This window comes from Embleya scabrispora DSM 41855 (assembly GCF_000372745.1).
GTDB classification, from domain to species: domain Bacteria; phylum Actinomycetota; class Actinomycetes; order Streptomycetales; family Streptomycetaceae; genus Embleya; species Embleya scabrispora.
The window spans coordinates 1-24674 of sequence record NZ_KB889585.1 but is presented as its reverse complement, the minus strand read 5'-3'; the positions used below and the strand labels follow the sequence as shown (position 1 = coordinate 24674).

General features: G+C 72.0%; 15 protein-coding genes and 1 tRNA gene. 3 read left to right on the top strand and 13 right to left on the bottom strand.

The window, feature by feature from the left end:
- The first annotated feature begins 47 nt into the window (after positions 1–47).
- Positions 48–1199, top strand: coding sequence for a Dyp-type peroxidase (locus A3IC_RS0108010; RefSeq protein ID WP_020549542.1), 1152 nt, complete (start codon positions 48–50; stop codon positions 1197–1199).
- An 82-nt stretch (positions 1200–1281) separates the two neighbouring features.
- On the opposite strand, the gene A3IC_RS0108005 is transcribed toward A3IC_RS0108010, so the two are convergent.
- The 13 genes from A3IC_RS0108005 to A3IC_RS0107940 form a co-directional block, all read right to left on the bottom strand.
- Positions 1282–2049, bottom strand: coding sequence for a DUF4365 domain-containing protein (locus tag A3IC_RS0108005; RefSeq protein ID WP_026218000.1), 768 nt, complete (start codon positions 2047–2049; stop codon positions 1282–1284).
- Between the two features lie 63 nt (positions 2050–2112).
- Positions 2113–2189, bottom strand: a tRNA-Thr gene (locus A3IC_RS0108000).
- Positions 2190–2270: 81 nt separating this feature from the next.
- Positions 2271–3821, bottom strand: a complete 1551-nt coding sequence (locus tag A3IC_RS0107995) for an alpha/beta hydrolase (RefSeq protein WP_020549540.1) — start codon at positions 3819–3821, stop codon at positions 2271–2273.
- A gap of 107 nt (positions 3822–3928) precedes the next feature.
- Positions 3929–5560, bottom strand: coding sequence for an alpha/beta hydrolase (locus A3IC_RS0107990; RefSeq protein ID WP_026217998.1), 1632 nt, complete (start codon positions 5558–5560; stop codon positions 3929–3931).
- Between the two features lie 106 nt (positions 5561–5666).
- Positions 5667–6938: an alpha/beta hydrolase gene (locus A3IC_RS0107985; protein WP_158695850.1), complete on the bottom strand. Its 1272-nt coding sequence runs from the start codon at positions 6936–6938 to the stop codon at positions 5667–5669.
- A gap of 594 nt (positions 6939–7532) precedes the next feature.
- Positions 7533–8717, bottom strand: a complete 1185-nt coding sequence (locus A3IC_RS0107980) for a DNA polymerase III subunit delta' (protein WP_020549537.1) — start codon at positions 8715–8717, stop codon at positions 7533–7535.
- 121 nt (positions 8718–8838) lie between these two features.
- Positions 8839–12042, bottom strand: coding sequence for a dTMP kinase (gene tmk / locus A3IC_RS53125; protein ID WP_052173266.1), 3204 nt, complete (start codon positions 12040–12042; stop codon positions 8839–8841).
- A gap of 184 nt (positions 12043–12226) precedes the next feature.
- The gene (topA, locus tag A3IC_RS0107965; protein ID WP_026217997.1) at positions 12227–15097 is read right to left on the bottom strand and encodes a type I DNA topoisomerase; all 2871 of its coding nucleotides are present in this window, start codon (positions 15095–15097) and stop codon (positions 12227–12229) included.
- Between the two features lie 418 nt (positions 15098–15515).
- A complete protein-coding gene (locus A3IC_RS0107960) occupies positions 15516–17048 on the bottom strand; it encodes a N5-glutamine methyltransferase family protein (protein WP_020549535.1) in 1533 nt (510 codons plus the stop codon).
- A gap of 27 nt (positions 17049–17075) precedes the next feature.
- Positions 17076–17843, bottom strand: coding sequence for a hypothetical protein (locus A3IC_RS0107955; protein WP_020549534.1), 768 nt, complete (start codon positions 17841–17843; stop codon positions 17076–17078).
- Positions 17844–17976: 133 nt separating this feature from the next.
- Positions 17977–20331: a sodium-translocating pyrophosphatase gene (locus tag A3IC_RS0107950; protein WP_020549533.1), complete on the bottom strand. Its 2355-nt coding sequence runs from the start codon at positions 20329–20331 to the stop codon at positions 17977–17979.
- Between the two features lie 254 nt (positions 20332–20585).
- On the bottom strand, positions 20586–21053 hold the full coding sequence (locus A3IC_RS0107945; RefSeq protein ID WP_020549532.1) for an ATP-binding protein: 468 nt from the start codon (positions 21051–21053) through the stop codon (positions 20586–20588).
- 74 nt (positions 21054–21127) lie between these two features.
- Positions 21128–21469, bottom strand: coding sequence for an STAS domain-containing protein (locus A3IC_RS0107940; RefSeq protein ID WP_020549531.1), 342 nt, complete (start codon positions 21467–21469; stop codon positions 21128–21130).
- A gap of 126 nt (positions 21470–21595) precedes the next feature.
- Between A3IC_RS0107940 and A3IC_RS0107935 the strand changes: the two genes are divergently transcribed.
- On the top strand, positions 21596–24109 hold the full coding sequence (locus tag A3IC_RS0107935; RefSeq protein ID WP_079026310.1) for a DEAD/DEAH box helicase: 2514 nt from the start codon (positions 21596–21598) through the stop codon (positions 24107–24109).
- A 375-nt stretch (positions 24110–24484) separates the two neighbouring features.
- Positions 24485–24674 (top strand): transposase (locus A3IC_RS64415; RefSeq protein ID WP_020549529.1); only part of this gene is annotated, 190 nt, incomplete at its 3' end.

Genomic DNA, 24674 nt, shown 5'->3' with positions numbered 1-24674 from the left:
CCGACCCGGAAAATCGACAGGCGCAGGCACGACCTGCCACATCCGGTTTGGGACGCAGAGCCCTGCTCGCGACCGGAGCCGCGCTGGCCGCGACGGTCGGCGCGGCGGCGGAGCCGAAGGCGAGCCGACCACGGCGGCGCGACGCCGCGTCCGACACCCCGCCGGCGATCGCGGCGATCCCCTTTCACGGCCCGCGCCAGGCCGGTGTGACGGGGCCTCAGTTACCCGCCACCCACATATCGGCCTTCGACCTGCCGTCGACGTCCGCGACCGCGGACCGCGAGACCCTTCGCAACATCCTCACCGCACTGACCCACACCCTGTCCACCGCGGCCGCGGGCACACTGCCCGACCCGCGCCTGCACACCGGAGAGCCGACCCGACTCGCCTGCGTCGTCGGCGTCGGCCCCACACTCGCGGCCCGCCTCGCCCTGAACGTGCCCGCCGAGTTGGCCGACCTGCCACCGTTCCCCGGCGACCGCCTGGACCCGGCCCGCGGCAACGGCGACGTACTGCTCCAACTGTGCGCCGCCGACCGCTGGACACTCACCATCGTCGCCGAACTGGCCACCGCCGCCGCACAGTCCGCAGGCGCCGTCCCGCGCTGGACCCAATCCGGCTTCCTGCCCCACATGCCCCCGGGCGTCACCCCGCGCAACCTCTTCGGCTTCAAGGACGGCACCGCCAACCCCGACGACCCGACCGCCCAACGCTGGGTCTGGGGCCCGCCGGGGGCCCACGAAAACGCGACCATCATGGTCTACCGCCGAATCCACATGGACGTAGCCGGCTTCGCGGCCGTCCCGCGGGACCGACAGGAAAAAATGATCGGCCGCCGCGCCACCGACGGCGTCCCCCTCACCGGCACCGCCGAACACGACGACCCGGACATCTACGCCAAGCACCCGGACGGCTCCTACGTCATCCCCGTATCGGCCCACGTCCGCCTGAGCAGTCCCCGCCTCGACGCGGGCGCCCGCATGCTCCGCCGCAGCTACAACTACGACGACGGCCCCACCGACCGCGGCCTGCTCTTCTGCGCCTACATGCGCGACCCGTCCCTGTTCACCCGGGTCCAAACCCGCCTGTCGACCCGAGACGCCCTGAACCCGTTCCTGGAACACCGAGCCTCGGCCGTGGCCTACATCCTCCCGGGCACCCTCCCGGGCGAACCCCTCGGCGCCCGCCTCCGAACCTGAAGGAAAAACACAAGCCCCGGGTCGGAAAGCCCACCGACCCGGGGCCGACGACCTCAGTGCCCCCGGGGAGGTTCGACGGGTGTCACGCGGGGTCGGGCTGCTCGATCGGGCGTCGCCACCACTCCGTGGACTTGAAGCACCCCATGAGCCAGTGTGCTTCGGCAGTGTTGAGAATGACGTTGCCGATCAGCGGTATCGGTTCGAAGCGAAGCATCCGCTCCTGAATGGGCACCGGATCCCAGTCCAGGTCGTGGTGAAGAAGAACCGCGAACGACTCCCCGCGACGCTGCCAGAAGACCATGGGCTCGGCGTACTCGTTCTCGAACGGTTTGACGATGTCTTCGGGAGCGAATTCGACACCCGCCATGTCCGCCCACCTGCCGACACCCTCGCGTTCCCGGATCAGATAACGGCGCATGCCGTCCACGAACGCGTCGATGTTCGCATCGTTCAAGACGAAGTCCGGGGCGACGACGATGGACTTCGGCGTCTTGCGCAGCGCGCGGGCCCGACGGAGTTGACGGGTCGCGTTGGCCCAGAAAAGGCCGCCCCGCTCGGGGTCGTGCACCACACAGAGCACCGGGAGGCTGCCGTCACGCCAGTTGCTCCCGTGATCGCCGACCGGGATGCGGTGGCCCCTTCTCGTCCGAGTCGAGACGCCGCCCTTCACCTGAATGGCCAGGGAGTCCTCCGTCCGCTGTTCATTCCGGACGAACGTGACGTGCAGATCCTCACCGTGATCGTTGCCGCCGTCGATCTCCTGCACGATGTGGTGGTGCCGCTCCAGCAGCGCACGCACCTCATTTACGGCCATGCGTGCGATACGCCGACTTTCCGGCACCTTCGGCATCCGGCCCCCCACCCGGACCAGCAGAAAACCCCAGGTCGGCAACCTGCCCGACCTGGGGTTTCGTGGAGCCGCCTAAGGGAGTCGAACCCTTGACCTACGCATTACGAGTGCGTCGCTCTAGCCGACTGAGCTAAGGCGGCTTGTCTCTCCACCTCGAAGGTGGCGACAGGGAATGAGTGTACACACCCGTCGGGGTGGTCCACACGCGCGTTTGTCGGGGGTCAGCGGCAGGTCTTGCCCTTGGTGGGGACGGTGCCCTGGGTGAGGTAGTCGACCACCGTGCGGTCGACGCAGTCGCTGCCTCGGCCGAAGGCGGTGTGGCCGTCGCCGTCGTAGGTCAGGAGGGCGCCGGAGGCCAATTGGCCGGCCAGGGACTGGGCCCAGGCGTACGGGGTGGCCGGGTCCCGGGTCGTGCCCACCACCAGGATCGGAGGGGCGCCCTCGGCCTTGATCGGGTGCGGCCGGCCGGTCGGCGGGATCGGCCAGGAGGCGCAGGTCAGGCCGGCCCAGGCGAGGTTGCGGCCGAAGGTCGGCGAGTCGGCCAGGTAGCCGGGCAGCTCGCGCTCGACGTCCTCGCGGGACGTGGCGGCCGGCGGCGCGTCCAGGCAGTTCACCGCCGCGTTGGCGGCCATCAGATTGTTGTACTTTCCGTCCGGGCCGCGCTCGTAGTACTGGTCGTTGAGTTCGAGCAGCGGCTGCCCGTCGCCGCGCAGCGCGGCCTCCAGGGCCTGCCGCAGGTCCGGCCACTGGTCCTTGGAGTACAGCGGCGACAGGATGCCCGTCGTCGCGATCGACTCGGTGACCTTGCGAGTCCCGTCGCCGGGCAGCGGGCGCGCGTCGAGTTGTTCGAGCAGGCCGCGGATCTTGGCCAGCCCGGCCTCGCGGGTCGCGCCGAGGGAGCACGAGCCACCGCCGACGCAGTTGTCCAGGAACGCCGCCAGCGCGGTCTCGAAGCCGCCGCCCTGCACCTTGTTGGCGGCCGCCGCCGACTGGCTCGGGTCCATCGCGCCGTCCAGGACCAGCCGGCCGACCCGGCTCGGGTACAGCTCGGCGTAGGTCGCGCCGAGGAAGGTCCCGTACGACGCGCCCACGTAGTAGAGCTTCGCGTCGCCGAGGGCCGCACGCAGCAGGTCCATGTCGCGCGCCGCGTCCACGGTGCTCACATGGCCGAGCAGGTCGCCCGACTTGCTCGCGCAGGCCCGCCCGTAGGCGCCGGCGCCGTCCAGCCAGGCCTGCTCCTCGTCGGGAGTGTCCGGCGTCGCGTCGAGCTGGGTGAACGTGTCCATCGCGCTGTCGGTCAGGCAGCCGATCGCGGTGCTGCGGCCGACACCGCGCGGGTCGAAGCCGACGATGTCGAAGCGCTTGCGCAGGTCGGCCGGGTACCTGACGGCCGCGTACTGCGCGAAGTCCAGGCCGGAGCCGCCCGGACCACCCGGGTTGAGCACCAGCGAGCCGATGCGGTTCGGGCCGGTGGCGGGTTTTTTCATCACCGCGAGCTTGATCTTCGGGCCGTCCGGCTTGGCGTGGTCCAGCGGCACCTGGAGCGTGCCGCATTGGAAGCCGCCGGTACACGCGGTCCACCCGATCGGCTCCACCGCTCCGGTCGGCAACGCCTTGTCGGTCGCCTTGCCGTCCGAGTCGACCGTCGCGGGCGGCTTGGCCGTGTCCGCGACCCTGTCCGGTGATTTCGCCGACGATCCCGAACCGCATCCCGCCACCAGGAGCAGGCCGACCGCCGCCGCGACGACCCTCGCGCGAGAACCCCGCATCATGCGACCCGCTCCTCGGCTAGCCCAGTACGACCATGGCACCTCCTGGGGAGGGTAACCGCGCAGCTCGGCGATACTCCCCAACGCCGCGCCGGCACCCCGCGGCCCCGTCAACTACACCGCTTCCCCTTCGCCGGCATCGTCCCCCGCAGCAGGAACCCCTCCACCGCCCCGTCCACGCACGTGCTGTTGCCGCCGTACGCGGTGTGCCCCTCGCCCTCGAAGGTCAGCAGCGTCGCGTCCGCCAGCTGGCTCGCCAGCTTCTCGGCCGAGGCGTACGGCGTGGCCGGGTCACCCGTCGTACCCACCACCAGGATCGGCGCGCTGCCCTGCGCGCGGATCGCGTGCGGCTTCGCCGGCGACTTGAACGGCCAGTTCTCGCAGCTCTGCCCGGTCAGGTCCTCGGCCGTGACATCGCGCGACAGCAGCGGCGCCTCGGCCTTGAGCCGGGTCAGCGCGGCCTGCACCTGCTCCGGCGTCGGCGCGTCCCCGGACCCGTCCGCACAACCGATCGCGATGAACGCGTCCGAGCTGTTGTCGTAGTGCCCTTCCTCGTCCCGCCCGTTGTAGTTGTCCGCGTAGAACAACAGCGCGTCCGGCGACTTGCGCACGATCGCGTCGGCGAGCGAGTCACGCAGGTACTTCCACGCGGTGTCCTTGTCGCCGTAGAGCAGGCTGATCACGCCGGTCCAGCCCAGGCTGGAGGTGAGCTTGCGGCCGCCCCGGCCGGTGAGCGGCTTCTCCTGCAGACCGTCGAGAAAATCGGCGGCCCTGGTCGGCGCGGTCTTCGGGTCGTTGCCGAGCGCACAGCCCGAACGCTGCGCGCAGTCCTCGGCGAAGCGGCGCAACGACCGGTCGAAGCCCACCTGCTGCTCGACCGACGCGCTCAGGTTGTCCGCGGCCGGGTCCACCGCGCCGTCCAGGACCAGTCGGCCGGTGCGGGTCGGGAACCGTTCCGCGTAGGTGGCGCCCAGGTAGGTGCCGTAGGAGAAGCCGATGTAGTTGAGCTTCTCGTCGCCCAGGGCCGCGCGCAGGATGTCCATGTCGCGAGCGGCGTTGTCGGTGCCGACGTAGGGCAGCAGTCCGCCGGACCGGCTCTGGCACTCCGCCGCGTAGGTCTTCTCCCGCTCCTTGGCCCGCGCCTCGGCCCGCGCCGGGTCCTCGGGCAGGTCCTCGGCCACGTACGCGTCCCGCTCGGTGTCGGTCATGCACTTCACCGGCGCGCTGCGCTCGACCCCGCGCGGATCGAAGCCGATCAGGTCGTACGCGTCCTGGACCGGCTTGCCGAACGTGTCCTCGGCCATCCACCACGCCGCCTCGACCCCGGAGCCGCCCGGACCGCCGGGGTTGATCAGCAGCGAGCCGAGCCGCTGTCCGGGCTTGCCCGCGGCCTTGCGGGTGACCGCGATGTCGATGGTCTTGTCGGTCGGCCGGGAGTAGTCGAGCGGCACGGTGAACGTCGCGCAGCGGAACGTCTTGGCCTGGCTGCGCTCGTCGGGGTCGTCGCTCTCGCAAGCCTTCCAGGTCGGCTGCTGGGTGTAGAAGCGCGCCAACCGGGGATCGGGGTCCCCGGGTGTGGCCGGCCCCTTGGCCCCGGCCGCGGTGGGTCGGGGCGCGCCGGGTCGACCGCCCCCCGCGGCGTCACCGAGATCGGACGCGACCGTACAGCTCGCGATTGTCGCGACGGCGAGCGCGACCGGGATCGCACGGCCGAGGAGTCCCACCCGGGATATTCGTTTCACGCGTACTGCCTACCATCGAACGGACACTCACGCACGAACGGTACGCGGCGGGCCAGGGCCGCGATCCCCCACCCGGGGGCATCCGGTCCGGGCCCGCCGCGCCGCGTCACGCTGCCGGGTTCCGGGTGTTGCGGCCGAGGAAGGTGAACGCCTCGGGCAGCTGACGCACCACGTCGCCGGAGGCGCCGCCCGCGCCCTGGATCGCCTTGACCGAGGTCGGCGCCTTCGCCTTCGCGGCGAAGTCGGTGCCCGTGCTGCCGGTGTGGCCGGAGAGCATGATCCGTACGTCGGGCCGCGCGTCGAGCAGCTTGACCGGGTCGTTCGCCGCCTTCGCCGCCGCCTCGGTGTCCCACAGCGGGGACTTGAGCGTGGTTCGGCCGGACAGGCTGACCGCCGCCGCGTAGTACTGCGGGTACTGCAACGCGTACTTGACCGAGCACAGGCCGCCCGAGCCGTCCCCGATCAGCGCCCACGAGGTGCGGTCGGCGCTTGCTCGGTAGGTCGCCAGCACCGCCTCGCGCACGTCCTCGTTGTGGAAGGTGGCCATCTTGGGCCGGTTCGGGATGTCGCTGCACTCGGTGTCCTTGGCCGCCGTCCGACCGGCGTCCGCCTCCTGCTTCGGGTACGGCATCAACTCGGGCGCGACCACGATGTACGGCGGGACGGTGCCCGCCTCGATGGCCGACGCGAGCTTGGGCAGGAACGCCACCGAGTCGTCCACGAAGCTGTTCGACTCGACGCCGGGCAGCGCCGACTGGGCGACCAACACCGGGTAGCTGCGGCCCTGGTCGGCAGGGGTGTCGTAGCCCGGCGGCAGCCAGACCCACACATCGGCGGTGACCCCGGACAGGCTGCCGGCGACGGTCATCTTCGTCAGCGTGCCACCGGACTTGGCGGCCACCTTGGTGAACTTCTGCGGCGCGGCCTTGGGTCGGCTCGACGTGGCGGACGGTTCGACCGACGGGTCGGCCTTGGTGGAGGACGCGACGTTCTGCTTGTCGTCGTCGGAGATCCCCCGGTACGCGAAGGTGCCGCCGACGCCGGCCGCGATCACGGCGAGCGCGAGCAGCCCGATGCCCAGCGGCGAGCGCACACCCCGCTTGCGGCGAACGGGCGCCGGGCCGGCCCCGATCGACCGGGGCTCGGTGACACGCATCGGCTCGTGTCGAGCCAGACCCGCGGGCGCCGAGGAGGTGAGCTCCACCGAGGCGAACGGCAGCGGCGCCTCGGCCCGGGCCGGCGGCGGCTCCGACGCGCTCGTCGACGCGGGCGAGCCCGGCGGCTCGGCCGGGCGGCTCCGCTCGGCCGGCGCGACCGGGGTGGGCCGCTTCGACGCGCCGCCCCACGCCGGCGTCGACGCGTGCTCTCGGCCCGCCACTCGCGCTCCGGCCGGCGGCAACGCGGCGGCGGGGGGCTCTGGTTCGACCTTCGGACCGGCCGTCGGGTCAGCCCTCGGGTCGACCTTCGGACCGGCCGTCGAGTCAGTCCTTGGATCGGCCTTCGAGTCGGCCGTCGAATCGGTCGACGAGAGGCTCTCGATCGGGTCGGCCGCAGCACGCGACTTGCGCGCCCGCAACACGAGAACGACAACCGCCCCGAGGGTCACCGCGATCAGCAGACCTTTGAGCGTCCTGGTCACGGAACGCAACCCCGCACCGTCCTTCCGAACCTCACCAGCCACAATGTTCCCGCGAACTCTCCCACGATGACGCCCGAGTGGGGGTTCCGGGTTCCGCCCGAAGAGCACCTCCGCTCCAAGGAGTGAAGGATGCGCGTCCGCAACCCGACACAGGGCGCGGCCGGTTGCCTGTTCGACACGCGGCCGCGCCATCCACCCGGGCGACAGCCGACACGCGAGCACGGCCCACCGGACCCGCGCCGGCGAAAAACCCGGCAGGCGCCGAGCGGGTGAAGTGGCTTGTCGGACGGCCGAGTCGGCGTCGGGGCCGAAGCGCTCGCCTCGGCCGTGGGCTCAGCCCGTCCGCAGGGTCAGCACCATCGCCTCGACCGCCAGGAGCGGGGCCACGTTCGCGTCGATCGCTCGGCGGCAGGCCAGGATTGCCTCGATCCGGCGCAGCGTCGCCTCCGGCGTGGAGGTGCGGGCGATCGTGTCCAGGTCCGCGCGCAGCACGTCGTTGGCCAACGGGACGGCGGCGCGCAGTTGCAGTGCCAGTACGTCCCGGTAGAACGCGGTCAGGTCCACCAGCGCTCGGTCCAGGCAGTCCCGCTGGGTGCGAGTGGCCCGCTTCTTCTGCTTGTTCTCCAGTTCCTTCATCACGCCGGCCGTGCCGCTGGGCATCCGGCCGGCGCCGACCGCGCCCAGCGCGGCCCGCAGCTCCTCGGTCTCGCGACCGTCCAGGTCGGCCGCGACCTGCTTCGCGTCCTCGGCGGCCGCGTCCACCAGGCGTTGCGCGGCGGCCATCGCCAAGCCGATGTCGCCGACCACCATCGGGATCCGCAGGACGTCGGCGCGGCGTCCGCGTGCCTGTTCGTCCAGGGCCAACCGGCGCGCGCTCTTGATGTCGCCGCCGGACGCGGACGCGGCGAACGCGGCCATCGCCGGGTCGATTCCGTCCCGGCGCATCAGCAGGTCGGCCACCGCGCCGGCCGGAGGCGTACGCAGCGCCACGTTGCGACAGCGCGAGCGGATCGTGGGCAGCGCGTCCTCCAGGGACGGTGCGCACAGCAGCCACACGGTGCGGTCGGCGGGTTCCTCGATCGCCTTGAGCAGTACGTTGCCCGCGCCCTCGGTGAGCCGGCCCGCGTCCTCCAGGACGATGACCTGCCAGCGCCCGCCCGCCGGCGTCATGGCCGCGCGTCGGACCAGGTCGCGGGTCTCCTTGACGCCGATCGACAGCAGTTCGGTGGCGACCACGTCGACGTCGGCGTGGGTCCCGGTGAGCGCGGTGTGGCAGCCGTCGCAGTGCCCACAGCCGGGCTCGGCGCCCAGGGCCAGATCCGGGCTGACGCACTGCAGCGCCGCCGCGAACGCGCGCGCGGCGGTCGCCGTGCCGACCCCGGGGGGGCCGGTGAACAGCCACGCGTGGGTCATCCCGCCGACGCCCTCGCCCGCGAGGACCGCCCGGGCGGCGCCGGCCGCGGTGCGCAGTTGTTCGGCGACGCGATCCTGCCCGACGAGGTCGTCCCAGACGGTCACGCGCTCTTGTCTCCTCGTTCCGGTGTACCCCGAGTACGACCGTACCGGGGTGACGTGACAATCGAGGCCACGTCACCCTCGGACGGACCCGGCCGGCAGGCCGGACCGGCAAGGCCCGGGCTCAGGTCTTGTTACGACGCCAGCGCCGCTTGCGCTCCGGCTCGGACGGCTCGTCGGGAGTGCCCGCGTCCGCCGCGTCCGCGTCGTCGTCCGCGTCCGGGTCGCCCGTCCACGGCCCGAGCAGGTCGTCGGCCAGCGTTTGATCGCCCGGCTCCACCGGCGGCGGCACGACCGTGGGCAGCGCGTGCGTCTCGTCCAGGCTCAGCTGCGGGATCTCCCGGGTGTCCTCGGCCGCCTCACGCAGCCGTATCTGCTGCAACTCGGTGGTGTCGGCGTCGTCCGCGGGCGGCTTCGGGATGCCGTGTACGGGCGTGTCGGCCATCGACGGGTCCGGCCGCCGAATCCCGTGCACCGGCGTCTCCGTCATGTCGCCGTCCCGGGAGGAGCCCGCCTCCGCGGCAAGCGCGGCGGCCTCCTGCGCGGCGCGGGCCTGCGCCGACGCCGCGGCCTCGGCCGCGCGCGATGCCTCCCGCTCGGCCCGGCGGCGATCCGACTCGGCCCGACGCAGCGCGTCCTCCGCCCGGCGGCGCTCCTCGGCGGCCCGGCGCTCGTCGGCGACCCGAATCGCCTCCTCGGCACGCATGCGCTCGACATCGCGAGCCGCCTCGGCCTGCAACCGGTCGCGCTCCTCCTCGGCCAACCGCTGCCGCTCCAGAGCCGCCTCGCGCTCCTCCTCGGCGCCGGCCCGGGCCTGCTCGGCCTGGAGCGCGGACGCCTCCTCGAGCCGGCGGCGCTGCTCGTCGCGGCGCTCGGCCTCCTCCTCGGCGCGCACCCGGGCCTCCTCGGCCCGGGCCTTGGCCTCCTCGGCGACCCGCTGCTGCTCCTCGGCCCGGCGCTCGGCCTCCAGCGCGAGCCGGCGGCGCTCCGCCTCGGCGTGCAGCCGGGCCTCCTCGGCCGCCTCGGCCGCGGTGCGGGCCCGCTCGTCCGCCTCGGCGGCGATCCGACGGGCCTCCTCCTCGGCGTGCCGCTGCTCCTCCTCGGCCAGCCGCGCGGACTCCTCCTCCAGCCGGGCCTGTTCGGCCTGGCGCTGGCGCTCCTCGCTCTCCGCCCGCAGCCGGGCGATCAGCGCGGCCTTCTCCGCGTCCCGGGCGGCCTGCTCGGCCTTGCGCCGGGCGTCCTCCTCGCGCATGCGCTTGGCCAGCTCCAGCGCCTGGCGCTTCTCCTGCTCGGACAGCGGCAGTTCGCGGTCGAGCCGGTGCCGGATCGGCGTGGTGACCGCGTCCGGCTCCTGGTCGGCGTCCACCACCAGGTAGCGGTCGGGGTCGTGCGCGGCCAGGTCCAGGAACGCGTGCCGGACCAGCAGGTGGAAGTCGCGCGGCTCGGACTCCAGCCGGTCGGGCGCCTCGGTGAAGCGACTGTGCCCCACCGCCGGGTCGAGGTCGAGCAGGATGGTCAGGTCGGGCAGCAGCCCGTCGGTGGCCCAGCGCGAGACCCGGCCGATCTCCCGCGCGCCCAGGCCGCGTCCGGCGCCCTGGTAGGCGATCGAGGAGTCGATGTAGCGGTCGCTGATCACGATCGCGCCGCGCCGCAGGGCGGGCAGGATCACGGTCTGCACGTGCTCGGCCCGGTCCGCCGCGTACAGCAGCGCCTCGGTGCGCGGGTCGACCGGAGCGCCGTCCAGGTCGAGCAGCATCGCGCGCAGCCGCTTGCCGACCTCGGTCGCGCCGGGTTCGCGGGTGACCACGACCTCGTGCCCCTTGGCCCGGATCCAGGCCGCGATCGCGTTGGCCTGGGTCGACTTGCCCGCGCCCTCGCCGCCCTCCAGGGCGATGAAGAAGCCGGTGGCGCCGGCCGGTCGGCCGGTGATGTGGTCTTCGTTGCGGGTGGCCGCGGCGAGGTCGCGCAGGATCGGCACCCCGCGCCGGTCGTCCACGCTCAGCAGCGCGATCCAGCCCAGGATCACCACGAGCGCACCGGTGCCGGCCAGGACCAGCGCGGCTCCGCTGTAGTCGAAGGTGAACCGGTCCGCGATCACCCACGAGCGCATGCCCAGGTAGCCCGCGCCGATCGGCCCGGCGACCAGCGCCACGAACAGCACGATCCGCACGATCAGTTGGGCGAAGGCGAACGCCCTGGCCCGCAGGTCCTCGCCGAAGTCCAGGCCGTACATGGTGTATCCGGTGACCCACGCGACGCCCGCGAACACGCCGAGTACGGCGGCGAGCACCGCGGCCACCACCACGTTGGCGACCGCGGCCAGGATCAGCAGGGTCAGTCCGGCGAACATCACCGCCATGCCGTACAGCCGCCGCCGGCTGAAGGCCGGCACCACTCGCGGGCCCCACAACATGCCCGCGCTGACGCCCACGATGAGCATCAGGAACACCGTGCCGTAGGCGGCGTTGCCCGCGTGCAGGCCGACCACCAGCAGCGGGGCGGTGGCCACCAGCGCGCCGCCCGCCAGGAACAGCGCGATCATCCCGACGATCAGGCCGCGCGCGGTCCGGCCGTGGCCGAACACCTTGCGCCCGTCGGCGAGCACCTTGAACGGGTTGGGCCGCCGAGTGCTGACCGAGCGGCCGCGGGTGGGCATCCGGATCAGGAAGGCGAACACCGAAGCGAGCAGGAACACCGCGCCCGCGGTGTAGCAGGCCAGGTTCGAGGGGTGCTCGACGAACATCGACACATCGTGCGAGAACGCGGTGCCGATCAGCGCGCCGAGGATGAACAGCAGCGCCGCCGCCGGGGCCGCGCCGTAGGAGGTGACCAGGTTGAACTGGTTGGCGGTGCCCAGCCGTTGGCGAGGCACCAGGTTGGGCACGGTGGCGTCCCGGGCGGGGCCGGCGAGTGCGCCGACCACGCCGAGCACCGCGGTCGCGCCCCAGACCCACCACATCCGGTCCACCAGCGGCACGGACACGAGCACCAGGGCCCGGATCACGTCGCACGTCACCAGCGTCCAGCGCCGGTCGAGGTGGTCCACGATCGCGCCCGCGACGGAGGAGACCACCGCGGCCGGCAACATCCGCAGGGCGAACACCACCGCGACCGCGGTGGCGTGCTTGCGGTAGTCGCCCTCGACGGTCCACAGCGCGGCCGAGGTCAGCGCCAGCAACGCGAGCCAATCGCCCAGCGCGGATGCCGCGACCGCGAACCAGAAGCGGCGGAAGGGGCGGATGCTCAGCACGCCCCCGATGCCCTCTGTCGGTTCGACCTGACGGGGCGGTATCGCCGAATCCGGCGCTTGCTGCTCCGCGTGCGTCATACGGAGAACCCTAACGTCGTCACCTGACGGGAAACGGCAACCTCGACCGGATCCCCCGTGCTCCGGCGGCGGACCGTAGCACAGGGCTCGGTGTCGTCGCCGGAACCGACCGAGGCGGCGCCGGATCCCGCCGGCACCGCCTGATCGATACGTACCGAGATATCCCTACCTCAGCCTTGTCGCCTCACGCCTTGTCGGCCGTGTTCTTCGCACCGGCGCTCGCCGTCGCCTTCGCGGCGGCCGACTTCGTGGTCTTGCCGTCGGCGGCCGTCTTCTTGGCCGCCGTCTTCTTCGCGGCGGTCTTCGTCGCCGCCGCCTTCTTCGCCGGGGCCTTCTTGGCCGCCGCCTTCTTGGTCGTCTTCTTCGCCGGGCCCTTGGCCCGCTTGTCCGCGAGCAGCTCGTAGCCCCGCTCGGGGGTGATCGTGTCGACCGAGTCGTCCGCACGCAGCGTCGCGTTGGTCTCGCCGTCGGTCACGTACGGGCCGAACCGGCCGTCCTTGACCGTGACCGCCTTGCCGCTGACCGGGTCGGTGCCCAGTTCCTTCAGCGGCGGTTTGGCCGCGGCCCGCCCGCGCGCCTTGGGCTGGGCGTAGATCGCCAGCGCCTCGTCGAGGGTCACCGTGAACAGCTGGTCCTCGGTCTCCAGCGAGCGCGAGTCGGTGTCCATCTTGAGGTACGGGCCGTAGCGACCGTTCTGCGCGGTGATCTCGGTGCCCGTCTCCGGGTGCTTGCCCACCACGCGCGGCAGCGTGAACAGCTTGAGCGCGTCCTCCAGGGTGACCGTGTCCAGCGCCATCGACTTGAACAAGGACGCGGTGCGCGGCTTGGGGGCGTTCTTCGCGGCGGCCTTCTTCGCGGTCTTCTTGGCCGGCTTGGCGCCGTCCGCGGCCGGGGCCGGGGCGGCGGGCGCCTCGGGCTCGGGCAGCACCTCGGTCACGTACGGGCCGTAGCGCCCGTCCTTGGCCACGATCATGTGCCCGCTGGCCGGGTCGATGCCCAGTTCGTGGGCGCCGCTGGGCTTGTCGAGCAGTTCCTCGGCCTTGGCCACGGTCAGCTCGTCCGGCGGCAGGTCGTCCGGCACGTCCGCGCGCCGGTCGCCGCGCTCGACGTAGGGGCCGTACCGGCCCACGCGCAGCACGATGCCGTCGCCGACCGGGAACGAGTTGACCTCGCGGGCGTCGATCGAGCTGAGGTCGGTGACCAGGGCCTTGAGGCCGCCGAGGTGGTCCTCGTCCGGCCGGCTCTCGTCGCCGAAGTAGAACCTGCGCAGCCACGGCACGGCCTCGGTCTCGCCGCGCGCGATCCGGTCGAGGTCGTCCTCCATCTTCGCGGTGAAGTCGTAGTCCACCAGCGTGGCGAAGTGGCCCTCGAGCAGGCCGACCACGGCGAAGGCCAGGAAGGAGGGCACCAGCGCGGTGCCCTTCTTGAAGGTGTAGCCGCGGTCCAGGATGGTGCCGACGATCGACGCGAACGTCGACGGGCGACCGATCTCCCGGTCCTCCAGCTCCTTGATCAGCGACGCCTCGGTGTAGCGGGCCGGCGGCTTGGTCGCGTGGCCCTCCGGGGTGAGTTCGTCGGCGCTGAGCGCGTCGCCCTCGGTGACCATCGGCAGTCGCCGCTCGCGGTCGTCCAGCTCCGCGTCCGGGTCGTCCGAGCCCTCCACGTACGCCTTGAGGAAGCCGTGGAAGGTGATGATCTTGCCGCTCGCGGTGAACTCCGCGTCGCGCCCGGGCAGGTCCGCGCCCTGGGCGATGCCGCCGATGCGCACGGTCACCGACTGGCCGACCGCGTCCTTCATCTGCGACGCGACGGTGCGCATCCAGATCAGCTCGTACAGCCGGAACTCGTCGCCGGCCAGCCCGGTCTCGGCGGGCGTGCGGAAGCTCTCGCCCGAGGGGCGGATCGCCTCGTGCGCCTCCTGCGCGTTCTTGACCTTGCCGGCGTAGACCCGCGGCGCGTCCGGCACGTACTCGGCGCCGTACAGCTCCCGCACCTGCGCCCGGGCGGCCGTGACGGCCGTCTCGGACAGCGTGGTGGAGTCCGTACGCATATAGGTGATGAAGCCGTTCTCGTACAGCTTCTGGGCGATCTGCATGGTGCGCTTGGCGCCGTAGCCGAGCTTGCGCGAGGCCTCCTGCTGGAGGGTGGTCGTGCGGAACGGGGCGTACGGGGAGCGGCGGTAGGGCTTGCGCTCGACGGCGCGCACGGTGAACGACGCGGATTCCAGCGCGGCGCTCAGCGCACGGGCGCCGGCCTCCTCCAGCTGGAGCACACCGGCGTTCCTGAGCTTGCCGTCCGGACCGAAGTCGCGCCCGGAGGCGACCCGCTTGCCGTCCAGCGAGGCCAGGCGCGCGTTCATCGTGCTCGGGTCGGTGGGGTCGCCCGCCCGGCCGGTGCCGAACACGCCCAGCAGGTCCCAGTACGAGGCCGAGGTGAACGCGCGGCGCTCCCGCTCGCGCTCGACCACCAGGCGGGTGGCCACCGACTGCACGCGGCCGGCCGACAGGCGCGGACCGACCTTCTTCCACAGGACCGGCGAGACCTCGTAGCCGTAGAGGCGGTCGAGGATGCGGCGGGTCTCCTGCGCGTCGACCAGTCGCTGGTTCAGCTCACGCGGGTTGTTCACCGCGGTGCGGATCGCGTCCTTGGTGATCTCGTGGAACACCATCCGGTGCACCGGCACCTTGGGCTTGAGCACTTCGAGGAGGTGCCACGCGATGGCCTCGCCCTCGCGGTCCTCGTCGGTCGCGAGGAAGAGTTCGTCGGCGTCCTTGAGGAGCTTCTTCAGCTTGGCGACCTGGGACTTCTTGTCCGCGTTGACCACGTAGATCGGCTCGAAGTCGGCGTCGACGTCGACACCGAGTCGGGCCCACGGCTTGCCGGCGTACTCCGCCGGTACCTCGGCGGCGCCGTTGGGCAGGTCGCGGATGTGTCCCACGCTCGCCTCGACCACGTAACCGGGGCCGAGATAGCCCTTGATCGTTTTCGCCTTGGCCGGGGACTCGACAATGACGAGTCTCAGGCCGTCGCGCGCGGTCTCGCTGCTCGGGGACACCTTCGCTTCTCTCTCCATCGTCGTCGGCAGCGGCCGTGCCCGGTTGGACAAGGCCGTACTCGGGGGTTCGTATTCACATTGCGGTTGCCGGGTGGCGGAGCGTGACCGGAAGTCGGCCCCGTGTGTCAAACCGGTTCTGCTCGGCTTGCGTCACGGAGTCGTCCCGAGGCCGCCGTCCGACCGGACCGTCCCCCGGATCCGGCGCTTCGCTGCGACGGCCGGGTCCCCCGCCCCTCGAACGGTAACGCGCGCATCGCGGTTCCCGCCTCCCGACCCCGTTGGTTCGCGGTCGAGCGGGAGGCCGCCGCCTCCATACAACACATTTTCTTGGCAACGGCAAGGAGCATCCTGTGGGGACAACACCTGCGACTGTACAGGCGTGCCGCCCCGGATCACGGTGCGCCGGCCCAAGCCGCGCTCAGCCGGTGGTGTCGGACCGCTCCTCGGCAGGCTCGCCGACCTCGGGGAACAGCAGGAATCCATCGGCCACCAAACCGCGCAGTTCGCCGGGTACGGCATCGCGCAACCGGACCGGGTCCTCGTCGAGCAGCTCGGCGATCGCATCCACGATGACGCCGGCCGGAAGCTGCCCGTCACTGGCCCCGGCCAGCGCCGCGCCGACGGTGTCCACCCGGTCCGCCCGGCACATGCCGCGCCGCTGCCGCAGCACGACCGCCTCGGGATCCTCGGCGCCGGGCGCGCCGGTCTGCTCCTGGACCACGTGGTCGGCGAGCCGGAAGGCGACGTCGAGCAGGCCGTCGTCGTCCGTCCCGGCCAACCGGTCCTGTCGGCCGAACCAGGCGTGCACCTCCGCGCCGAGCGGTTGTTCGATCGGGTGCGGCCAGTCCTCGATGCGCACGTTCGGCGTGTCGGCGCCCGACGCACGCAGCGTGATCCAGCCGAATCCGATCCCCTCCACACCGTCCCGCTCGAACGCCGCCAACCACGCGTCGTAGCGTTCGGCGTACGCGCTGCCGTGATGGTCACCCGAATCGCGCAACCACAGCTCGGCGTACTGCGCCGGGTCCTGCACGTCGCGCTGGACCACCCAGGCGTCGCAGCCGGTGGGCGCCAGCCAGGCCGCCAGCCGGTCCTGCCAGTCCTGGCCGCGCAGGTGCTGCCAGTTGGCCAGCAGCTGGCAGTAGCCGCCGTCGGCGAGGAAGCGCGGCGCCTGCGCCACCAGCAGCCGACACACCTCGTCGCCGGGCAGGCCCGCGTCGCGGTAGGTGTACCGCTCGCCCACCGGAGTGATCACGAACGGCGGATTGGACACGATCAGGTCGAACCGCTCGCCCTCGACCGGCTCGAACAGGCTGCCCTCGGCCAGGCCCACGTTGCCCACCCCGGACAGCGCCATGGTCAGCCGGGTCAGGTCGAGCGCCCGCTTGTTGACATCGGTGGCCAACACCGAGTCGGCGTGTCGCGACGCGTGCAGCGCCTGCACACCGCATCCGGTGCCCAGGTCCAGCACACGACCCACCGGCTCGCGCACGGTGATCCCGGCGAGCGTGGTGGAGGCCCCGCCGATGCCCAGCACGTGGTCCGCCCGAACCGGGCCGTTGACTCCGCCGATGCCCGCGCCGAGGTCCGACACCACCCACCAGTCGGTGTCCGCCTCGCCGTAGGGCCGGATGTCCACCAGCGGCCGTACCTGGTCGCCGTCCTGCGTCAGCAGCCCGCCGGCGAGCGCGTCGGCCAGCGGGAGGGCACGCCGCACGTGCGCCTCGGGCGCCGGCGTCTGCAGCAGGAACAGCCGGATCAGCACCGCGAGCGGGCTCGCCGCGTCCGCCCGCAGGGCACGCAGCGCCGGCACGGTCTCACCGCGCGACAGCGCCGCGTACGCCTGCGGGCCGAGGGCGTCGAGGCAGCCGTCGACGGTATAGCCGGCCGCGATCAGGGCCTCGCGAAGTCGGGCCACCTGGGAGGTGTCGTTCATGGTCACGCGCACCATCCTGCCTCGTGCGCGCCGCCGCGGCGGTCAGCCGGCCGGTGCCGTGGTGGTCGGCGGCGCCGAGGAGGACTCCGCGCCGGCGCTCGGCGGCGGGCTGCCGGGCGCGGTGGACCCGGTCGAGGAAGCGCTCGGCGGGGCGGACTTGCTCGGCGGGGCGCTGGAGGCACCGGCAGCGGGAGTGGGGCTCGTCGTGGGCGCCGAGGTGACCGGAGCGGTCGGGATCGCGTCCGGCTTGCCCGCCGCGCAGCCCGGCACCGCCGCGAGCGCCTTGCCGGCGTCGCCGCGGTGCAGCTTGCCCAGGGCCGTGTGCGAGGACGCGCGCAGCCCGTCTATCTCGGGGTTCAGCGAGCGCAGCCCGTCGGCGAACACGTTCTGCTTGTCGGTGGCCAGGCCCTCGACCTTGGTCTGGATCCCGGCCCAGCCCTTGGCCGTGTGGCGCAGTTCCTCGACCACCGACGTGCGCAGCGCGGCGCCGTCCGAGACGGCGGGTATGCCCGCCTTGTCGATCGCGTCGGCGAGGGCGTTGTCCGCGTCGGCGAGGCGGGAGATGTCGGCCGCCAGCCGGGTGCGCAGGGTCGCGGGCTGCTCGTTGGGGATCACCTTGCCCACGTCGGCCAGCGCCACCCGGGCCTCGTCGATCCGCGCCGTCACATCCACCGCGCAGACCTTCGCGGCCCAGGCCCGCAGTTCGGCCTGCTTCTTCTTGTTCTCGTCGTTCTTGTCGTCGCCGCCGCCGCACGCGGTCAAGGCCGATGCCAGGACCAGCGCGGAGACCACCAGGAACTTCCTCGACACGCTTTCCACCTTTGCTCGGAGCCGGACGCAGCGTGGCACAGCGCAAAGGTGTTCGGCCAAACGTGCACTTTGGACGCGGCACGGGCGCGGTCCCGGTTTCTCCGGTTCCGCGCCCGTACGTACCTCGGATGGATCAGGCGGCCGCCTTGGTCGTCTGCTCCTCGTGGTCGCCCTCGTCCTCGCCGACGACCACCGACTTGCGCTTGCTGTACCAGACCGCGCCCACGATCACCACGACCGAGAAGGCCGCCGCCAGGGCGCGCAGCGCGCCGTTCTCGTCGGCGCCGATGCTCAGCTTGATCACGGCGGGCGCGATCAGCAGCGATACCAGGTTCATCACCTTGAGCAGCGGGTTGATCGCCGGTCCGGCGGTGTCCTTGAACGGGTCGCCGACCGTGTCGCCGATGATGGTGGCCTCGTGCGCGGCGGAGCCCTTGCCGCCGTAACTGCCGTCCTCGACCATCTTCTTGGCGTTGTCCCACGCGCCGCCGGAGTTGGCCAGGAAGACCGCCATCAGCGTGCCGGTGCCGATCGCACCGGCGAGGAACGCCGCGAGCGGGCCGATGCCCAGGGTGAACCCGACCGCGATCGGGGCCAGCACCGCGAGCAGTCCGGGAGTGGCCAGCTCACGCAGCGAGTCGCGGGTGCAGATGTCCACCACCCGGCCGTACTCGGGCAGTTCGGTGCCGTCCATGATCCCGGGTCGGGTCCGGAACTGCTGGCGCACCTCGAACACCACCGCGCCCGCCGCCCGGGAGACCGCGTTGATCGCCAGGCCGCTGAACAGGAACACCACGGCCGCGCCCAGAATCAGCCCGACCAGGTTGTTCGGCTGGGTGATGTCGGTGGAGAACGCGAACGAGGTGAGCTTGGAGGCGTCCTTGAGTCCGCCGGCCTCGTCCACGGCCGTGCGCACGGCGTCGCGATAGGACCCGTACAGCGCGGTCGCCGCGAGCACGGCGGTCGCGATGGCGATGCCCTTGGTGATCGCCTTGGTCGTGTTGCCCACCGCGTCGAGCTCGGTGAGCACCTGGGCGCCCTCGCCCTCGACGTCGCCGGACATCTCGGCGATGCCCTGCGCGTTGTCGGAGACCGGCCCGAAGGTGTCCATGGCCACGATCACCCCGACCGTGGTCAACAGGCCGGTGCCCGCGAGTGCGACCGCGAACAGGGCGAGCATGATGATCCCGGCGCCGAGCAGGTAGGCGCCCAGCACCGCCACCGAGATCAGCACCGCCGCGTATACCGCGGACTCCAGGCCGAGCGCGATGCCGGACAGGATCACCGTGGCCGGACCGGTCAGCGAGGTCTTGGTGACATCGCGTACCGGTCGCCGGCTGGTCTCGGTGAAGTAGCCGGTCAACTGCTGGATGACCGCCGCGAGCACGATCCCGATCAGCACCGCGACCAGCGCGAACACCCGGGGGTCGGCGTCGTGCGCGAGGATCTCCTGATCGCTGAGCCCGTCCAGGTCCGAGAACTTGCTCGGCAGGTACAGGAACGCGGCGCCCGCGACCAGGACGAGCGAGATGACCGCCGAGACGAAGAAGCCCCGGTTGATCGCGGTCATACCGCTTCGGTCGCCCGGCCGGGGCGCGACCGTGTAGATGCCCACGATCGCGGTCAGCACACCGATCGCCGGCACGATCAGCGGGAAGACCAAGCCGGCGTCACCGAAGGCGGCCTTGCCCAGGATCAGCGCGGCGACCAGGGTGACCGCGTACGACTCGAACAGGTCCGCGGCCATGCCCGCGCAGTCGCCCACGTTGTCGCCGACGTTGTCGGCGATCGTCGCGGCGTTGCGCGGGTCGTCCTCGGGGATGCCCTGTTCGACCTTGCCGACCAGGTCCGCGCCGACGTCGGCGGCCTTGGTGAAGATGCCGCCGCCCACCCGCATGAACATCGCGAGCAGCGCGGCGCCGAAGCCGAAGCCCTCCAGCACCTTGGGGGCGTCCTCGCGGTACAGGATCACCACGAGCGCGGCCCCGAACAGGCCCAGGCCGACCGTGAACATGCCCGCGACGCCGCCGGTGCGGAAGGCGATCCGCATCGCCGCGTCCCGACCGGCGTTGCCGGCCCGGGCGGCTGCCGCGACGCGCACGTTGCTGCGCACCGCGAGCCACATGCCCACGTACCCGGTGACGGCCGAGAAGACCGCGCCCACCAGGAAGAAGATCGAGCGGCCGATCCGCTCGTTCCAGTCGTCCGCGGGCAACAGCATGAGCAGGAAGAAAACGCCCACCGCGAACACCGCGAGGGTACGGAACTGGCGGGCCAGGTAGGCCGCCGCGCCCTCTTGGATCGCGCCGGCGATCCGGCGCATCGATTCGGTGCCCTCGTCGGCGGCGAGCACTTGACGCACGAGGCCGGCGGCGACGCCCAGGGCACCGAGGGCGATCACCGCGACGATGACGACGTAGGTGAGGTTGCCGCCGGTGACGGAGACGTCCGCGGCGACGGTGAGTTCGGAGGGGTGGATCCCGGACATTCGTCCTCCTTGGCTAGGAGCACTTTCAGATCGGGACTTCTCAATGCGAAAGGAGTGTATGCAAATGATCAAGATCAGACCATGGGAATCGCCATGATCACATCAAATTACCGATGAAATCCGGGCGCGATTCCCAAAATTGGCGTATCGATCCGGAATCAGGTTTTACGACCCGGAAAAGGGGATACACGAGAACGCCAAAATCGCCCCCGAGCATCCCGGAGGCGATGAGGGTCGTACGGAGTGGGGCTCGCTCAGCCCACGGTCTCGGCGGACTTCGCGCCGGAGGGCCACGACATGCGGATCACGCCGCCCTCGGCGCCGGTCCGCACGTCGAGATCGTCGACCAGGCCGAGGATCACGGCGAGGCCCATCTCGTTCTCGATCACATCCATGCCGGCGCCGTTCGTGGACAGGTCGGGCATCAGCCCGGCGCCCTCCGCGAGGGCCGCCTCGGTCAGCGCCGGCTGTGGCACACCGTCGTTGACCTCGATACTGAAGCGGCCGTTGCCGTCATCCAGGGTGACCGTGACCGGGCGGTCGTCGTCCACCCGGTCCTGGTGCATCCCGACGGCGCGGGAACACGCCTCGCCGACGGCGAGGCGCACCTCGTCGAGCACCGTCTCAGCAACCCCCGCGCGCCGCGCCACGGCGGCGGCGACGAGCCGCGCCGTGCGGACGTGTTCGGGCAGCGCGCTGAAGCGCAGCTCGACGATGGCCATGGTTCCCCCAGCCGTGCGAGCACCCGCCCGGGCCGGCGCGGGTGCGGTGTGCGTCCGGTCAGGACGTACGTCGGTCAGTCGGACGAGGCGATGGCCACGGCCACCGACGGATGAATCGGGAAGACCTTGGTCAGGCCGGTGATGCGGAAGATCTTCAGGATGCGCTCCTGAGTGCACACCAACTGCAGCGACCCTTCGTGGGCACGCACCCGCTTCAGGCCACCCACCAGCACACCGAGCCCGGTCGAGTCCAGGAAGTCGACGGCTTCCATGTCGACGATCAAGTGGAACTGGCCTTCGTTGACGAGTTCCACCAGTTGCTCGCGCAGCTTGGGTGCGGTGTATACATCGATCTCGCCGCCCACCTCGACGATCGTACGACCGCCCTCGGTTCGGGTCGACAGGGACAAGTCCACGGATCCTCCAGCACCTTGCTCTTGAGCGGTCGCCCCCCATGGATCGGCAGCCGCCAAGGCATTCAACCACTTATGGGCACTAGGGGACGATGAATCCCGCGACATTGGATGTAACACTGGTGCCCGATGCAGCCCAGAACACGCCCCCCGGAAGGTCTTCTCGGCCGCCTTTTGGCGGGTCGGGATCGACCCGATCGAGTGACGCACGTCCGGCGCATACCCGCTCGCGAAGGCGTTACCGCGGCCTGGCCCGACTGGGTTCGGCCGGAAGTCGGCGACGCGTTTCGCGCTGTGGGTATCGAACTGCCGTGGGAGCATCAGGCCCGCGCCGCCTCTGTTGCGGCACAGGGCCGCTCGGTCGTGATCGCCACCGGCACCGCCTCGGGCAAGTCCCTCGCCTATCTGTTGCCGGTCCTCACGACCCTGGTCGAGGGCGCGGACGCGCCCAGCGGGCGCGGTGCGACCGCACTCTACCTCTCCCCGACGAAGGCGCTGGCCTCGGATCAGGCGCGCGCCGTCGAGGAGTTGCGGGCGGTGAGCCCCGCGCTCGGGCGTGTCCGGGTCGCCGCCTACGACGGTGACACCCCCGTGGAGGTCCGGCCGTGGGTCCGCGCGCACGCGTCCTACGTCCTGACGAATCCGGACATGTTGCACCGTGCGTTGCTGCCCGGACACCGCTCGTGGGCGGCGTTCCTGCGCACGCTGCGCTACGTGGTGATCGACGAATGCCACACGTATCGCGGCGTTTTCGGCTCGCATGTGGCCCAGTTGATCCGCCGGCTGCGCCGGGTGTGTCGCCGGTACGGATCCGATCCGGTGTTCATCCTGGCGTCGGCCACCGTGTCCGATCCGGCGCTCGCCGCCGAACGGCTGATCGGCGCACCCGTGGTCGAGGTGACCGAGGACGGCTCGCCGCACGGCGAACTGGTGTTCGCCTTGTGGGAGCCGCCATTGACCGGCCATGAGGGTGAACACGGAGCACCCGTCCGGCGTACCGCGACCTCGGAAACCGCCGACCTGCTCACCGACCTGGTGCTCGACGGCGTACGCACGGTCGCCTTCGTACGCTCGCGACGCGGCGCCGAGGTGGTGCGGGTGATCGCGCGCGACCACCTGGCCCGGGTGGACGAGGCGCTGGCCGATCGGGTGGCCACCTATCGCGCGGGCTACCTGCCGCACGAGCGCCGGGCGATCGAGCGCGCGCTGCACGACGGCAGCCTGCTGGGGGTGGCCGCGACCACCGCGCTCGAACTGGGCGTGGACATCTCCGGCCTGGACGCGGTGCTGATCGCGGGCTATCCCGGCACCCGGGCCTCGTTGTGGCAGCAGGCCGGGCGCGCGGGTCGGGCCGGGCAGGAGGCGCTGGCCGTGCTGATCGCGCGGGACGATCCGCTGGACACCTTCCTGGTGCACCACCCCGAGGCCCTGTTCGACCGCCCGGTCGAGGCGACCGTGCTGGATCCGGACAACCCGTACGTACTGGCCCCGCACCTGTGCGCCGCCGCGGCCGAGTTCGCGCTCACCGAGGAGGACCTGGAGTTGTTCGGGCCGGTGGCCGCGGAACTGCTGCCGGGCCTGGAGCGGCGCGGGCTGCTGCGCCGGCGGTCCACCGGCTGGTACTGGACCAGTCGGGAGCGGGCCACCGACCTGACCGACATCCGCGGCGCGGGCGGGCCGGCGGTTCGGGTGGTCGAGCAGGACACCGGGCGCCTGCTCGGCACGGTCGACGCGCCCGCGGCGCACTCCGCCGTCCATCCCGGCGCGGTACACCTGCATCAGGGCGACACCTTCCTGGTCCGCGAACTCGACCTCGGCGAGGGCGTGGCGCTGGTGCGCGCGGCCAACCCGGACTGGACCACCAGTGCGCGTGAGGTCACCGAGATCCGGATCCTGGAGACGGTGCGCAGCCAGGAGTGGGGCGCGGCCCGACTGCACTTCGGCTCGGTCGAGGTCACCGGCCGGGTGGTCTCCTTCCAGCGCAAGCGGATCATCACCGGCGAGGTGCTCGGCGAGCACAAACTGGACCTACCCGAACGCAGCCTGCGCACCCGCGCGGTGTGGTGGACGGTCACGCCCGACCAGGTGGCGGCGGCCGGCATCGAGCCGACCGACCTGCCGGGCGCCGCACACGCGGCCGAACACGCCTCGATCGGCCTGCTGCCGCTGTTCGCCACGTGCGACCGCTGGGACATCGGCGGAGTGTCCACATCGCTGCACCCCGACACCGGCCTGCCGACCGTGTTCGTCTACGACGGCCATCCCGGCGGCGCGGGCTTCGCCGAGCGCGCCTACGTCACCGCCACCGCATGGCTGACCGCGACCCGCGAGGCAATCGCGTCGTGCGCGTGCGAACACGGCTGCCCAAGCTGCGTGCAATCCCCCAAATGCGGCAACGGCAACCAGCCTCTGGACAAACCCGGCGCGGTCGCACTACTGGACGCCTTGCTGGGGGCGGCTGGGGTTGAAGGGGCGGCGGGCGCGGCGGAGGCGGCCGAGGCGGCGGGCGCGGCGGAGGCGGCGGGCGCGGCGGGCGCGGGCCGGGTGGCTGCCACGGGTGGCTCCGAGGGGGTGGGCGGCGGTGCGGCTGGTGTGGGGGCTGCGTCGGACGCGGACGGTGTGGGCGAGGGTCGGGGGCGCTGACGCGTCTGGGGCGGGGGGCAACTCGCCTTGGTCGCGGGCGCGGCGAGGTTGTTGGGCGGGGCGCGGGGGCGGTGAGGTGAGGCGGCTGGGGGCGCGGGGGCGGTGGGCGCGAGGCGGCTGGGGGCGCGGGGGCGGCGGGCGCGAGGCGGCTGGGGCGCGGGCGTAGCGAGACGACGGCGACCGGAGTCGCGGGCACGGCGAGACGACGGCGACCGGAGTCGCGGGCACAGCGTTGCTTCTTGTTGGGCGCCTTCGGCGCCGGCTCGCGAGGCACCACCTTTTTGGCGGCTCCGCCGCTCTCCGCGCTTTGAGGTGCCCTTGATCTTCCGGACAGCGACCCACGTAGGGTTGCAGCGAACCGGAAAGAGAAAGCACGTGCCGCAAAGATATACGCAGCAGTTCAAGGACGAGGCCGTTCGCATGGTGTTGGACGGTCCTCGCCCGATCATCCACGTCGCGCGCGAGTTGGGGATCAGCGACACCACTCTCGGGAACTGGGTCGCGCGATACCGCAGGGCCACGACGGAACCCGTGTCGACGTCGCGAGGCGACGAACCCGTGACCG